This window comes from Bacillus sp. HMA207 (assembly GCF_003402455.1).
In the GTDB taxonomy this organism is placed as follows: domain Bacteria; phylum Bacillota; class Bacilli; order Bacillales; family Bacillaceae_G; genus Bacillus_A; species Bacillus_A cereus.
Genome location: NZ_BEZT01000002.1, coordinates 453,893 through 468,850, shown reverse-complemented (window position 1 = coordinate 468,850; position 14,958 = coordinate 453,893). Strand labels below are relative to the sequence as shown.

The following is a 14,958-nucleotide window of genomic DNA, read 5'->3' as shown; positions in this document are numbered from 1 at the left end:
CTATAATTACATACCCCAAACTTATACTTCATGTGTGAGTGGCGGAATTTTGTAGAGTGTCTTACTCTGTTTCGTTCGCCCGTTATCCTTATTTGGATAGCGGGCGTTTTTTATTACTTAAAAGGAGGATTTTTTATGGAGAAGTTTAAATATTCATTGCTCGTTTTATTCGGTGCTTGCAGCTATGGCATACTTTCAACTATTTTCAAACTCGGATTCATAAATGGATTTTCAGCACATCAACTATTAGGGGGACAATATGTCTTCGGATGGATTGGACTATTTCTACTCGTTCTTTTCTTTTCACGTCATAAGGTAACAAAAAAACAATTCTTTTCATTACTAACCGTCGGAACAACAATGAGTATGACTGGGATTTTCTACGCTATTTCTGTAGAAGAACTACCCGCATCTATCGCTGTCGTCCTACTCTTTCAGTTCACTTGGATTGGTGTCATTATCGAAGCGATTGCAAATCGAACCTTTCCAAGCCGCGATAAGATCATATCTATCCTTATTTTATTTGCTGGTACATTGTTTGCAGGTGGTGTATTTGAAGGCCTCGGACAAAGTTTTTCTACGAAAGGGATTATCTTTGGACTATTAGCTGCAGTCTCTTTTTCATTCTATGTTTTTGCAAGCGGACGCGTTGCTACAGATGTTCCCCCTTATACGAAAAGCTTTCTCATGACAACAAGTGCGACTCTTATCGTATGTCTATTCTTCCCACCAACCTTTTTAACAGATGGTGCCCTCCAAGCCGGTCTATGGAAATATGCTTTCTTCCTCGGATTATTCGGCGTTGTTGTACCTGTCATTTGTTTTTCAATTGGCGTACCGAAAGTAGGAACCGGACTTGGTACAATACTAGGTGCAGCTGAATTACCAACTGCTATTATCGCTTCTATTACACTTGTACATGAAGTCGTAACATTCATGCAGTGGATTGGTATTATTTTTATATTGGTTGGGATTTTCACTCCTCAGCTGCTTACAGCTAGGAAAGAAAGGAAACACAATCGCGTGCATAGCGCTTGAAAAAATACAGAATTTATATAAAAGATATAACTGCAATTAAAATAAGTAAATTTATCTGGAGGTATAAATGACTATTTTAAGCATCGTATTTTTTGCTATTATGTGTATCTTCTTCCTAATAAGATATATGAAAGAAAAGAAATTTTACGATTTACTTCTCATTCCCGTTTGTATATATGCAGGAGCAGTGAAAACTCCTTTCGTAGAATACTTAAACTTTAATACTACATTTAAAATAACGTATGATATCGCAGCTATTATTCTTGTAATCCTTGCCGTACTTTTCTTTTTGAAAGATAAGAAAGAGAATCATACTGCATAACAAAAGACCTTTCATTTACTTGAAAGGTCTTTTTCTATATTTCACTTTACCGCTCCATATAGCTTCCCTACCTCATGCTCAATTTGTTTTACATCGATTCGCTCAAATAGTGGCTGCACGCTATCAATTCTACTTGGCAACGTATTTTGTGGTTCCCAATTTCGTTTAATAATCGACAATGTGCTTCTAACTCTTTCACTTGAAAATGGTAAAAACGGTTCAAGGAGATTTGCAAAATTAGCGATAAGATACACACAGTTATAAATCGTTTCTTCACACGAAACTGGATCATCTTCTCTTTGTTTCCAAGGCTGCTTTTCATCAAAATATTTATTTACAAAACGTACTGCATCAAATATTGTTTCTAACGCCACCTTAAATTTAGTTTGCTCAATCGCCTCTCCTACATGTTTATATAATCCTTCTACTTTATCTTTCAGCTCTACCTCAATACTTCCCTTCGGCAAGATACCACCATAATATTTTTCAATAAACTTTAATGTCCGGTTCACAAAGTTCCCGTATGCACCTAACAATTCACTATTATGACTGTAAATAAATTCCCGCCATGAAAAATCAGTATCGCGATTTTCTGGTGCGTTGACGGTTAAAAAGTAACGAATAGAATCTGGATCATAGCGTTCTAATATGTCAGGTACCCATACTGCCCAGTTTTTACTTGTAGATAATTTTCTTTTTTCAACTGTTAAATATTCATTCGAAACGATATGACGCGGGATTGCTTCTTCCCCTATTCCAAGTAATACCGCTGGCCAAATGACGGAGTGAAATGGAATATTATCCTTGCCGTGTACATAATATGTTTGCGCATCGCTATTCCAAAACTCTTGATCATCTTTTCCTGTTTCTTCAGCCCAATGTTTACTCGCTGAATAATATCCTGCCACTGCTTCAATCCATACGTAAATTTTTTTATCTTCATACCCTTTCACTGGAATTGATACCCCGATTGGTAAATCTCTTGATACAGCCCTATCTTGTAACCCTTCCTTTACGTATCTTTCCGTTAATTGAATTGCATTATCACGCCATGTTCCTTTTTCTTTTGCGATTTCTACAACTTTTTTAATTTGCTCCTGAAATGTATGCAATGCAAAATAGAAATGCTCTGTTTCCTCTACAGATGGCGTACTACCACATAACTTACATTTCTTTTCTAACAAATCAAGAGGATCTAAAATAGCAGAACAAGCATCGCATTGATCTCCTCTTGCTGCTTCATGGCAATATGGACATATTCCTTCAACATAACGATCCGGTAAAAACTGCGTACACGTTTCACAATACGCTTGTTCCACTGTTTTTTTATAAATATAGCCTTCTTCTAATAAACGTAAAAAAACTTTTTGAACAGTTTCATGATGATGCTCGCTATCGGTACGTGTATAGCAATCATACGTAAAACCGAGATCACGAAAACATCGCTGAAATTCTTCATGATACTTATTAGCAATTTCTTTTGCTGTCACACCTTCTTGTTTTGCTCTAATTGCAATCGGTGTTCCATTGCAGTCACTCCCTGAAACATACAGCACATTCTCACCTTTTGCCCTGTAATAACGCGCTAAAATATCTCCAGGTAATAAACTCGCAATATGGCCAAGGTGTAACGAACCATTTGCATACGGCCAAGCGCCTCCAATAAAAATACTCATCTTATATTCCTCCTTTAAAATATAAAAAGCCCCGCCCCTATCTTAAAAAAGATAAGGGCGGGGCTGTATAAACAGTCGCGGTACCACCTTATTTCGCCAATCACTCACATAATTAGCCTTAACAAGTACGGAGCTCTATGCTCTTATACTGTGGTTTTGATAACGAGTACCAACTCTCGTCGCCGCCTACTATTATCATTTGATAAGTTCAGGACGAAGCTCAAAGGCCATTGTTCAAATGAATATTCTTGCTTCTTCTCAGCTACCGAAGCTCTCTGGAAAGAATGTGTTCATCCTACTTTTCCTTTTCAACGCTTTTACGTATAACAAGTATTTTACGACTTAATCACAGAAAAATCAAACTTTTATCCAGAACGAAAAGGAACTCCCATCCTCCCGCCGAATACCTATACGTTCACAAAAGGAGTGATAACATTGAACCAAAAACAACTAAGCATTATAAATGAAAAAAGCTGGAATACAGCTGCTTATGAAGCTTGGACGAATCGCCATGGGGCACCAGCTGATTATGCGAAAAAAATCATGGAAGATCCCACACGCGAAGTAGCACATTATTTACCTTACATACAATCTCCAAAAGGAAAATGTATTATTAATTTACTCGGCTCAAAAGGAAATAAAGCTGTTGCTCTCGCCCTTTTAGGCTCTGACGTAACAGTTGTTGATATTTCAGCAAGTAATGCAAAATATGCAAATGAACTTGCTGCCGCCGCAGACGTCTCTATTCATTACATCGTTTCTGATGTACTAGATGTAAATCTCTCCAAATCATTTGATATCGTATTACTGGAGCTTGGTGTACTTCATTACTTTCTAGATTTAAAACCACTTTTCAAAAAAATTTCTCAACTACTAAAGCCAGGTGGGATACTTATCCTTCGCGATTACCATCCAATATACACAAAGCTATTAGGAGTAGACCATCCATCATTTCGAGCAAGTGGAAATTATTTCGATGAAGAATTAATTGAAGATGATGTTGCTTATAGCATCCTTCTTACAGAAGCACAGAAAGAATCGCTACCTAAAACAACCATCCGTCGCTGGACGCTAGGAGAAATCATTACAACACTTGCGGAAGAACGTTTTAAAATTGAAAAACTAGTTGAAGAACATGGATCTCATCAAAGATGGTTCTTCCCTTCTACTGCACCAGAAGGAATCGAAGAACGTATCCCTGGTCTATATACAATAATTGCGACAGCATGCAAAAAAGGATCCCTTCACGGATAGGATCCTTTTTGCATGCTCACGCATATAAGTTGAGGTTGGAGATTACCATAATTCTGTAGAATAGGACACAAGATATTTCAACATTTCGTCTCTGACTTACGTCGTCAAAAAGGGGTATGACCAACATAACGAAGAGTAATGTTTTTAGTTGATACTGATAATCGTTATCAACTAATTAGAAGTATACATGATGTCATTTCAAATTTCAATAGCATTTCTAATATTTATTTATGAATTTTATGATATGCAAATGTATACATTTTAAGAACTTTTTCTAATATCAATCTGACTCCTTCCATTATCTGCTATAATTTTCATTGAACAGATTAATAACTTCATAATAATGTTTTTATTAATTTTGTTTTAAATATCTATAAATCATAATAAATAGTTTAAATGAGGGTAGGGATAACGATGAAATATGTTAGTATTCGAAAAAAACTACTGTTCACACTCTTAAGCATTTCTTCTTTATTTAGCATTGCTCTTATTGTTATTCTTTCATTCGCCATGAATCAAGCAAGTGAAATCAAAACGTTAAAAAATGATGTATCAAAAAGAGCGACGATTTTAAAAGAACGTGGCGATTGGTTCCAAGCACAAGTTGCTGGTTTACAAGAATATTTGCTATCACATGATCAAAAAGGATTAGATAAGTTCAATCGAGAAGGGAAAAAATTAGCTGATACTAGAGAGAAAGTAACAAGTGACAAGAAGCTCCCAGAAGGAATGAAAGAAGCTATTTTAATGGGGGGAAAATGGCGTAGCGTCATAGATAATGAGGTACTACCTCTTGCGCGTGAAGGAAAATGGGACGAAGCATCCAAAATTGCTTTAGCACAAACAGATTATGTAAATGATCTTTTAGGTCGTTTTAATAAATATACAAATGAAGAGAATGAGAAACGTGACGCATTAATTGCTGATGTCGAGTCTTCTTCATCACTTATTCAATATATTATTTTCTTCTCACTCATTACATGTACATTAACGTCTATCTTATTAGCATGGTGGTTCTCTGGTAAACTCGTTAAACCAATTCGACAAATTGATGAGAAGTTAAAAGAATTAGCTTCTCAAGATGGAGATTTAACGGCTAGATTACACGTAACAAGTAAAGATGAAATTGGTGACATTGCAAATTCCTTTAATCAAATGCTCACTAACTTACAGCATATAATAAAACAAGTTCAACAAACATCAACAAGTGTAAAAGAAGCTTCCGAAAATGTATTTATCGAAACAACCGCTTCTATGGAAAATACCGCAAGAACCCAAGAAACTATGACTGCTCTTGAACACAATATTCGTTCACAAGTTTCTAGCATTGAAGAAAGTTCAACCGCAATGGATGACATGGCAACGAGTGTTCAGCGTATCGCTGAGTCCGCCTCTTCTGTTACTAGTTTAGCTGTCACAACTTCAGAAAAAGCAGATGATGGGAATAAAGTCATTGAGAAATCTATTACACAAATGCATACAATTAACGAAGCTGTTAACGCTACATCACAAGTAGTTGAGCGACTCATTACACATACAAATCATATAGATACTGCACTTCAATCTATTTCGAATATCGCCGACCAAACAAATTTACTCGCTTTAAATGCTTCTATTGAAGCAGCTCGTGCTGGTGAACATGGAAAAGGATTCGCTGTTGTTGCCGATGAAGTTCGAAAACTTGCTGAACAATCTCAACTAGCCGCAACTGACATTAACCATTTACTTCATCAAATTCAAGCTGATACAAAAATAGCAAATGACATGATGACACAAGGTCAAGCAGAAGCTTCTGAAGGAATTACGGTTATTCGTACCGCCGGATCTTCATTCTCAGAAATTGTTAACCACATTAACAAAGTCTCTACACAAATGCAAGAAATGTCTGCAACTGCTGAAGAGATGGCTGCAAGCTCTGAAGAAATGAACGCAGCTTTAAATAATATCGCTTCTATTTCAAACGAAGTTGCTGCAGAAACATCACAAACAGCGCATTCGGCTGGTGATCAAGTAAACAAAATGAGTATCGTGGCTAAAAAATCATCTGAAATGAAAACAATCGTACAAGAACTTGAAGTTCTCGTCTCTCATTTCAAAACAAACGCTTAAAGTGAAAATGACACGAGCTCAAAGGTATAGGAATGAAAGTTTTACAGGCTCTCTTTTTTCACTTTAAAATATCTCTTTCTATCTCTCATTCCGTCTGCTATAATTCCTAAAGGAAATAAGAAAGCTTTATTCCAACTGGAGTAAAGCTTTCTTTCAATTTTTTACATTTATTAATTCTAATACTAAGATTTCACAAAGGAGGCTTTTAATCATATGAATTTTGTAAGTATCAGAAAAAAACTTATGTTCATGATGGGAACGATTTGCGCTTTATTTGGTGTCGCCTTAGCATTTATTTTATTTTTTGCTATCGACCAATCTCGTAAAGCTGAAACATTACAAAAAGAAATTTCTCCACTGGCAACAGAATTGAAAGAGCGTGGAGACGCTTATCAAGTACAGCTCTCTGCTTTAAGAGGTTATTTACTACAACATGATCAAGTCGAATTAGACAAGTTTAATGAGATGAGTAAACGTCTTGAGGATTCAAAAGATAAACTTCTTTCTAATCCAAATCTTTCTTCGTCCGTAAAAAGCACAATGGAATTAGGGTCTACTTGGAGAAAGTTCATTGAAGAAAAAGTATTCACTCTTGCAAAAGAACAAAAATGGGAAGAAGCTTTACAAGTAGCTTCTTCAGAAAACGGAACGGTCTATAAAGTAATTGGTGACTTCACAAATTACAGTAATGAACAAGCTAAATTACGTGAACAATCTATTGAAAAAATTGATCAATCTGCACTCTTAATCGAATATGTTATTTTCTTATCACTTGTTGTATGTATTATCGTTGCAATTATTCTTGCATGGTGGTTCTCTGGTAAACTGGTGAAACCAATTCAACAAATTGACACGAAACTAAAAGAATTGGCCTCTCAAGAAGGTGACTTAACGGCACGTCTACAAGTAAATAGCAACGATGAAATAGGTGCTATCGCAACATCATTTAATAAAATGTTAGAAAACCTACAACATATTATTAATCGTGTTCAAAAAACATCAGTGGAAGTACAAACCGCTTCTGAAAATATGCTAGAAAAAACGAATACATCACGTGAGGCGACATTAAGAGTCCAAAGCTCGATGTCCAACTTAAATGCAAGTATTCAATCACAAACTTCTAGTATGGAAGAAAGTTCAACTGCAATGGATGATATGGCAGTAAGTGTTCAGCGCATTGCTGAATCTGCTTCATCTGTAGCGGAACTTGCTGTTGCCACATCTGAACATGCTAGCGATGGCAGTACCGTTATCCAAAAATCTGTTTCACAAATGACAACAATACACGAAGCTGTAAATGCTACGTCAGAAGTGGTTGAACGTCTAATCACTCATACGAAATATATTGATACTGCTGTACAATCTATTTCTAATATTGCTGAGCAAACAAACTTACTTGCTTTAAATGCTTCTATTGAGGCAGCTCGTGCTGGTGAGCAAGGAAAAGGATTTGCTGTCGTAGCTGACGAAGTTCGAAAACTTGCTGAACAATCTAAAACAGCTGCAACAGACATTAATCAATTACTACATCAAATTCAAAATGATACAGAAACTGCTAGCTCTATGATGTCTCAAGGCCGTTCTGAAGCATTTGAAGGCATTAATGTTATTCGTGAAGCTGGTACTTCTTTCTCAACAATTGTAGAACAAGTAAATAAAGTATCTACTCAAATGCAAGATATATCAGCAACTGCTGAAGAAATGGCTGCAAGTGCTGAAGAAATGAACGCTTCACTTAATAACATCGCTTCTATCTCTACTGAAGTATCGAGCGAAACTGCCGCAACGGCACAATCTGCTGAAAAAAAAGTTATCGTTATGAATGAAATGGCAGTAACTGCTGGAAAAATGAAACAAACAGTTGAAGAGTTAGATCAACTCGTATCTCATTTTAAAACAGAATAGATGTTCAAAAAATATCCCTTCTTTGAAAGAGGGATATTTTTTTGAGCTCATTTCCTGCACATTATGCTCATTTCCGTTATAATGAGAATCGATATCATTAAAGTGTAGGAGGGGCTGCTTATGTCACAAGAAGCATTTGAAAATAAATTACTTGCCAATTTAGAGGCTGTTATTGACCCTGAACTAGGTGTTGATATCGTTAATCTTGGATTAGTTTATGATGTTACAGCAGATGAAAATAATAATGCTGTCATTACGATGACTATGACTTCTATCGGTTGTCCAATGGCTGGGCAAATCGTATCAGACGTTAAAAAAGTATTATCAACAAACGTACCTGAAGTTAATGAAATAGAAGTAAATGTCGTTTGGAATCCACCGTGGTCGAAAGAACGTATGTCACGTATGGCGAAAATCGCATTAGGTATTCGCGACTAAATAAAGTGGAAATTTCATCATTTGCGGATAGCGGGATAAAGAAAAGACCTGACTAGGATGTCAGGTCTTTTCTCTTATTATTTTACACCTACTGCATCATAAGCTTTCGTTACAGCTTGTACAGCTTTAGAGTTTTTACCATATAAATCTTCAGCTGACTGAAGAGCAGCTTGACGCATCATTTTGAAGTCAGAGTTTGCAGTTAAATATTTCGTAAGAGCACGGTAGTAAATTTTTTCTGTCGCTTCACGGCCCACTCCAGTTACTTTCACGCCGTAATGATCTCCGCCTTCAGATACTAAATAAGCAGCTTTATTATTAATACTGCTGTTAATATGAACACCGCCATTATCAGCTGTTCCAGTATAACGTTTACTATAGTGATCTGGGTAACCTTCACTTGGTTTTAATGGATTTGGAATAGACGCTGGGTCTTTAAGAGAGCGAAGTGCATCACCAGGTTTATCAGGTGTATAAATATCAGCACCTAAATCCCAGCTCTTCTTCTCAACCATAACACCCATAATATCAGATAACGATTCATTTAACGCCCCTGACTCATTTTTGTAAACAAGGTTTGCTGTATGTTCAGTTACAGCATGCGTTAATTCGTGACCGATAACATCAAGTCCAGCAGATAATGGAATGAACGTTTTTCCATCGCCATCACCGTACATCATTTGCACACCATTCCAAGCTGCGTTATTCCAGCTCTCCCCTACGTGAACAGTTGAAATAAGCTTCGCACCTTTATCATCGAAAGAGTTACGATTAAATGTCTTTTTGTAGTAATCATATACTTTTCCTGCATTTACATGCGCATCAACTGCAGCTTTATCTTCGAAGAACTTAGATTTACTTTCAACTTCTTCTCCTGTATATCCAAGCCATTGTGAGAATAAATTAAACCAGTTCTCGTCCATATTTTCTGCATCAAATGTATGAACACCTTGTCCTCGTTTACCATCAAACAAGTTGAATTGTCCTGTTTTCGTATCTTGAGCAATTTCAAATGATTGTCTAGCACCTAATACTCCGTAACCAAATCCAGTAATGTTATCTACAGCGTTATATTTCTCAATAACATTTCCATTCGTTGCATCAACAAAATAATGCCAATATCCTGGAGCTGGTTTTGAAATCGATGCCTTAACTAAGTATGCAAGGTAGTAATTACCGTCCTTTTCATATACAAATAAATCTTTTTTCACACCGTCATAACTCTTTACTTTACCAATTTCTTTCTCAATATCTGCCTTTGCAATTGTTTCTGCTTGTTCCGCAGTAATGCTTGCAGCTGCAGGAATATTTTTATCATCTAAATTCGGAATAACTTGTCCGAAGAATGCTTTTACATTATTCTCTTTATCAAGTGTAACAGTTTGATCAGAACCGTACACAGGAATGTTATTATGTTTCTCAACTAGCTTCACGTGTGTCGTATCAGATTCAGCGTCTTTTTCTTCCCCAACGATATTAAAATGCTTTTCAATATTTCCTGCTAATTTAAACATATCTTTCTTACTCTCTAAGTATTGAAAGACTGTCTCTTTTTTATCTAGTCCTTCCGGTGCTTTCCATTCTTCACCTATGTATGCAGGTGTTTTAAATTCTTGATGATATTGAATTTTTTGTTCTTCCGCTTTCGTTGTCGTTGCCCCAAACGCTCCAAATCCCCCGGCGATAACAGTTAACGCTAATGCTGATGAAATGACTTGCTTTTTCACTATAACATTCCCCATTCCCATAAAGATTTTTGACACTTTTATACAATTCTTATTTTCCCAGCCGATACCTCTACCAAAAATTTGAGAAACATTTTTCAGACAATTCCAATCAAAAAAAGAAGACATCTATCGGATGTCCTCTTTTCTATAAACCTTTTATTGTTTTTTCAATTCAATTGCTAAATAGTGTGATTGCTCTTTCGCTTGAATGTGAATATCTTCTTCTACCGCTTCTGCTGCATCCCGCATAACAAACGTTTCACCATTTATTACACTGCTTCCTTCAATTTGTACAAGGTACAATTGACGGCCTTCTTTCACTGGAAAATGAATTTCTTTTCCAGCCTCTAATGATAAAGAATATAAATTCGCATCTTGGTGAATTTGAATTGGTGCATTTCCTTCTACTGAAGATACCATATGGAACCATTCATTTTTACGCTTGCTCCAATCAAATTTAAACTCACCATAGTTTGGTTTATGATCTGCGCGGTCTGGTAAAATCCAAATTTGTAATAAACGCAGCGTTTCATCGCCTAAATTATGCTCGCTATGAAATACACCCGTGCCAGCACTCATATATTGAACATGTCCACGCTCAATCGTTCCGCGATTTCCCATGCTGTCTTCATGTGTTAAAGCACCATCTACAACGTAAGAAATAATCTCCATATCACGGTGCGGATGCATATCAAAACCAGTTTGTGCCGCTACTAGATCATCATTAATAACACGTAACGATCCGAAGCTCATGTTATTTGGATTGTAGTAATTGGCAAAAGAAAAATGAAAATGTGTATTTAACCAACCATGATTTGCTCTGCCCATATTTTTATGATCAACTTTTCTAAACATATCCTTCACCTCATACTATCTCGAATTCGAGATTTATTTTAAAATTTTTTTCTTACTGTAACTTTTTTAGTAGTGTTAATAATTGATTTTGTTCTTCTATATTTAAATTATGAAACTTCTCTGCTTGGAACGTTTCTTGAGGTGGAACAATTTCCTCATATAAAGCTCTGCCCTTTTCTGTTAACGAAATATATTTCGTAGTACCCTCTTGCTCACGATGAATCCACTCAAGCTGCTCCATTTTATTTAAAAGCTGCGTCACATTTCCTTTCGTAACAAATAGCTTATTCCCAAGTTCTTGCTGCGTTAAACGATTATGTCCTCCAACTTGAGCTAACACATCAAACTGGGCGGCAGATATATTCCATTTTTTCAAATGCTGATTCGTCTCACGAATACTCTTATTATAAAAGCGTGACAAACGAAACCATAATAGTAGCCCTAGTCTATCTTCTGTTTTCATTTCATCACCTCGCTCGTTTCATATCATTAGTTTAGAACTAAACTTAATAAAAGTCAAATACTTATTTTTAATAAGCATAAAAAGCACAGCGCTATTTCTCCACTATGCTTTACATTAACTTTCTACTCTTATATTCATCTAATTTCCTCTCCGCGAACTTCCTCGCATCTTTTTCAATCCACCGCTCTTCGTACCGTTCACTTCCCACATACAATATATCTCTCTTATGCTGCATCGCATGGCGGAATTCATGCAGTAGCGTTTTGAGAACTTGCTCATACTCTTCCCACATACAAACGAAAATTAATTGCTTTTCTTTATGATAAAAACCACCTACCGGGAATAGGAACTCTTCTTCCTCTTCCCCTAATGATAGAAGCACATCATTTGCATCACACGTATCACAAAAAATAACGGGCGTTTTACATACTTCAATAAGAGAACACAAATCCTCTCTCAGCTTTTTGACATCCCAAGGAAGCTCCGAATCCAACACATACCAATTTTCTACCTGTTGATATACATTTTGAAACTGGAGTTCCATTTTTCTTTATTCCCCTTTCCAAACTCCCTTTTTCTATATGTATGCCACAATATGGTAAATATTAAACGTATTCTTTCATCCTTGAAAAAATGCCAATAAAAAAGGAATCTACGTCGACATAGATTCCTTTTCTGTAATCACTTTTTTTTCATCATTTTTTTTAATACAAAATAACCAAGTGCACAAACAATAGCAGCAAGTGCAAAGTATTTCACATATGGCCCCGCAACTTTATTAATACTTTCCCACTCTGTTCCTAATTTAAAACCTAAATATACAAACACAATTGACCACGGAATAACAGCTAATGTAGTTAGCGTAATAAACTTAGCATGTGACATTTTCGCAATACCCGCTGGTATCGAAATAGCATGACGCACAACCGGAATAAAACGTGCGGTAAAGATAACGCCAGTTCCATAACGATTAAACCAATCTTCAGCATAATCAATATGTTTCTTCTGAATTAAAATATATTTTCCATATCGCTCAAGAACAGGTCTTCCTCCATATCGACCAATCCAATAAATGAATAGTTGTGCAATTACACCACCAATTGTACCAAACGCGACAGCGCCCCAAAATGTAATGCTTCCTGTTGATACTAAATAACCTGCATAAGACAATACGATTTCACTTGGAATAACCTCTAGCATTAATCCAAGCATAATTCCCCAATAACCAAGTCCTTCTAAAAAAACTAAAACCGAATGAATCAACTCTCCTAACATCATGTACCTCTCTTTACTGTTTTCATTACAAAAATAAAAGTACAAGCAGGAAATATCTTGTACTTTTATTTTTTTCAATTTAGTTAGTCTTCGTATCCCACTTAAAGATTTTATTTAAGAATTTATATACATTCTTCGACTCTTTTGTCAGAAGTGGGCCTAAAATGGATAGTATAAGCACGTATAGTGCTGAGAATGGTTTCAGTACTGACATTAAACCACCGGCGATACCGATATTAGCCATAATGATGGAGAACTCTCCTCTTGAAACGATTGTTAATCCGATATTTGTTGATGCTTTATGAGATAATCCAGCTTGTCTTCCTGCAATCATTCCTGCTACAAAGTTACCGATTATCGTAAGAAGGACAGCACCTAACGTTAACCATATCGCTCCGCCTAATGAGAACGGATCAATACTTAACCCGAAGCTGAAGAAGAAAATAGCTCCGAAAAAGTCTCTAAATGGAACAACAAGATGTTCAATTCGGTCACTATGCTCTGTCTCAGAGAAAACTAATCCTAGAAGAAGTGCTCCAATTGCTTCTGCAACGTGAATTGTTTCTGAAAAACCAGCAATGAAGAATAATGAAGCAAATACTACAATAATAAAGATTTCATCTGAGCTAATATTGAGCAATTTATTTAATAACGGCGTAGCCTTTCTAGCTACTATAAAGAATAGAAGCATATATCCTAAAGCAATTCCAATTGAAGTAAGGGCACCTAAGAAGGAAGCGTGATCTCCAAGTACTAAACCAGAAACAACTGATAAATATACAGCAAGGAATATATCTTCAAACATAATAATTCCTAAAATTAATTCGGTTTCATTATTACCAGTTCTTCTTAAGTCCACTAACACTTTAGCAACGATAGCGCTAGAAGAAATCGTAATAATACCCGCAATAATTAAGATTTCTAGTAATGGGAATCCCATTATAAATCCGTATAACAAACCAAGTGAAAAGTTAATTAAAATATAAATCGTTCCGCCAATCGCAATAGAGCGTCCAGATTTAATTAGTTTTTTCATTGAAAATTCTAATCCTAGATAGAATAGAAGGAATAGAACCCCAATCCGTCCAAGGAAGGAAATTACACTTGCACTTTCAATAAATTTGAGATCGATAACACCTATTGTCGGTGCATGCGGTCCTACTAACATTCCAAGAACGATTAGAAAAGGAATTACTGAGAATTTAAATTTTCCAGCAATTACTGCTGCAATTGCCACTAAAACTAAAGCTGTACCAACTTCAAAAATTAACGTATCCATCTAATCAGTCCCCCCTATTTGAAAGTAATTCATTAATGATTTTTTTAATTTCTTCTCTCTCACCTGAAACTACAAGCATATCTCCTTCTTCAATTACCGTTTCTGGTCCTGGATTAAATAGCTTCTTCATGTTCTTCTTCATAACCGCGATTATTGTTACGCTATATGTTTTTCTTATTTCAAGATCGCCAATTGTTTTTCCGATTGCTGGAGCTGTATTCTCCACTTTGAACCACTCAATCGCTAAACCTTCAAAAACCATCTCAACATTTTCTAACGCCCTAGGCTTATATACCATTCCACCTAATATTGCAGCGATTTGTCTCGCCTCTGAGTCACGTAGTGAAATACTTGAGATGCTTTCTTCATGATCTGAATCAAAATGATACATTTCTCTACGACCATCATCATGAATGACAATTACCATCTTTTCGTTACCTTTCGTAACGATTTGAAACTTATAACCAATACCTGGAAGTTCACTTTCTCTAATATTCATTTTTAGCTCCTCCATAACTTATTTATTTTAATTTTCTGTTTTTCTGCCTTTTATTCATCCAATCAACTTTAGAAATTCTAACCACTCAGGATATTTGTGATTTGGAAATCTTTTATTG

Annotated in this window: 14 protein-coding genes and 1 other annotated feature; of the genes, 6 read left to right on the top strand and 8 right to left on the bottom strand. The window is 35.9% G+C overall.

Annotated elements, in window-relative coordinates; genetic code table 11:
- Nucleotides 1–135: 135 nt before the first annotated feature.
- Both HMAS_RS22845 and HMAS_RS22840 read left to right on the top strand, forming a co-directional pair.
- Nucleotides 136–1,038: an EamA family transporter gene (locus HMAS_RS22845; protein ID WP_000410483.1), complete on the top strand. Its 903-nt coding sequence runs from the start codon at nt 136–138 to the stop codon at nt 1,036–1,038.
- Between the two features lie 67 nt (nt 1,039–1,105).
- Nucleotides 1,106–1,360, top strand: a complete 255-nt coding sequence (locus HMAS_RS22840; protein WP_000154129.1) for a hypothetical protein — start codon at nt 1,106–1,108, stop codon at nt 1,358–1,360.
- Between the two features lie 41 nt (nt 1,361–1,401).
- Here HMAS_RS22840 and metG read toward each other — a convergent pair whose 3' ends face one another.
- Nucleotides 1,402–3,036: a methionine--tRNA ligase gene (gene metG, locus HMAS_RS22835; protein WP_116345050.1), complete on the bottom strand. Its 1,635-nt coding sequence runs from the start codon at nt 3,034–3,036 to the stop codon at nt 1,402–1,404.
- Nucleotides 3,037–3,086: 50 nt separating this feature from the next.
- Nucleotides 3,087–3,357: a binding site (T-box leader), on the bottom strand.
- 114 nt (nt 3,358–3,471) lie between these two features.
- Between metG and HMAS_RS22830 the strand changes: the two genes are divergently transcribed.
- The 4 genes from HMAS_RS22830 (at nt 3,472) to HMAS_RS22815 (ending at nt 8,742) form a co-directional block, all read left to right on the top strand.
- On the top strand, nt 3,472–4,290 hold the full coding sequence (locus HMAS_RS22830) for a class I SAM-dependent methyltransferase (protein ID WP_116345049.1): 819 nt from the start codon (nt 3,472–3,474) through the stop codon (nt 4,288–4,290).
- Between the two features lie 414 nt (nt 4,291–4,704).
- Nucleotides 4,705–6,399 carry a methyl-accepting chemotaxis protein gene (locus HMAS_RS22825; protein ID WP_000878452.1) on the top strand — a complete coding sequence of 565 codons (1,695 nt, stop codon included), beginning with the start codon at nt 4,705–4,707 and terminating at the stop codon, nt 6,397–6,399.
- 213 nt (nt 6,400–6,612) lie between these two features.
- Complete coding sequence (locus HMAS_RS22820; RefSeq protein ID WP_001012208.1) at nt 6,613–8,304, top strand: methyl-accepting chemotaxis protein; 1,692 nt, start codon at nt 6,613–6,615, stop codon at nt 8,302–8,304.
- Nucleotides 8,305–8,424: 120 nt separating this feature from the next.
- Nucleotides 8,425–8,742: a metal-sulfur cluster assembly factor gene (locus HMAS_RS22815; protein WP_000076422.1), complete on the top strand. Its 318-nt coding sequence runs from the start codon at nt 8,425–8,427 to the stop codon at nt 8,740–8,742.
- 77 nt (nt 8,743–8,819) lie between these two features.
- On the opposite strand, the gene nprB is transcribed toward HMAS_RS22815, so the two are convergent.
- From nprB to HMAS_RS22780, 7 genes are all read right to left on the bottom strand, one after another.
- The gene (nprB, locus tag HMAS_RS22810; protein ID WP_000745123.1) at nt 8,820–10,469 is read right to left on the bottom strand and encodes a neutral protease NprB; all 1,650 of its coding nucleotides are present in this window, start codon (nt 10,467–10,469) and stop codon (nt 8,820–8,822) included.
- Nucleotides 10,470–10,625: 156 nt separating this feature from the next.
- On the bottom strand, nt 10,626–11,324 hold the full coding sequence (locus HMAS_RS22805; RefSeq protein ID WP_000488964.1) for a pirin family protein: 699 nt from the start codon (nt 11,322–11,324) through the stop codon (nt 10,626–10,628).
- Nucleotides 11,325–11,376: 52 nt separating this feature from the next.
- Nucleotides 11,377–11,787 (bottom strand): MarR family winged helix-turn-helix transcriptional regulator, encoded by a 411-nt coding sequence (locus HMAS_RS22800; protein ID WP_000845466.1) that lies wholly within the window; start codon nt 11,785–11,787, stop codon nt 11,377–11,379.
- A 109-nt stretch (nt 11,788–11,896) separates the two neighbouring features.
- Entirely contained in the window at nt 11,897–12,331 is a 435-nt protein-coding gene (locus tag HMAS_RS22795) for a DUF3920 family protein (RefSeq protein WP_000422797.1), read from the bottom strand.
- 137 nt (nt 12,332–12,468) lie between these two features.
- Nucleotides 12,469–13,062, bottom strand: a complete 594-nt coding sequence (locus HMAS_RS22790) for a DedA family protein (RefSeq protein ID WP_000900219.1) — start codon at nt 13,060–13,062, stop codon at nt 12,469–12,471.
- A gap of 79 nt (nt 13,063–13,141) precedes the next feature.
- Nucleotides 13,142–14,341 (bottom strand): cation:proton antiporter, encoded by a 1,200-nt coding sequence (locus HMAS_RS22785; protein ID WP_000380223.1) that lies wholly within the window; start codon nt 14,339–14,341, stop codon nt 13,142–13,144.
- Nucleotides 14,342–14,345: 4 nt separating this feature from the next.
- Nucleotides 14,346–14,840, bottom strand: a complete 495-nt coding sequence (locus HMAS_RS22780; protein ID WP_001026075.1) for a cation:proton antiporter regulatory subunit — start codon at nt 14,838–14,840, stop codon at nt 14,346–14,348.
- Nucleotides 14,841–14,958 lie beyond the last annotated feature (118 nt).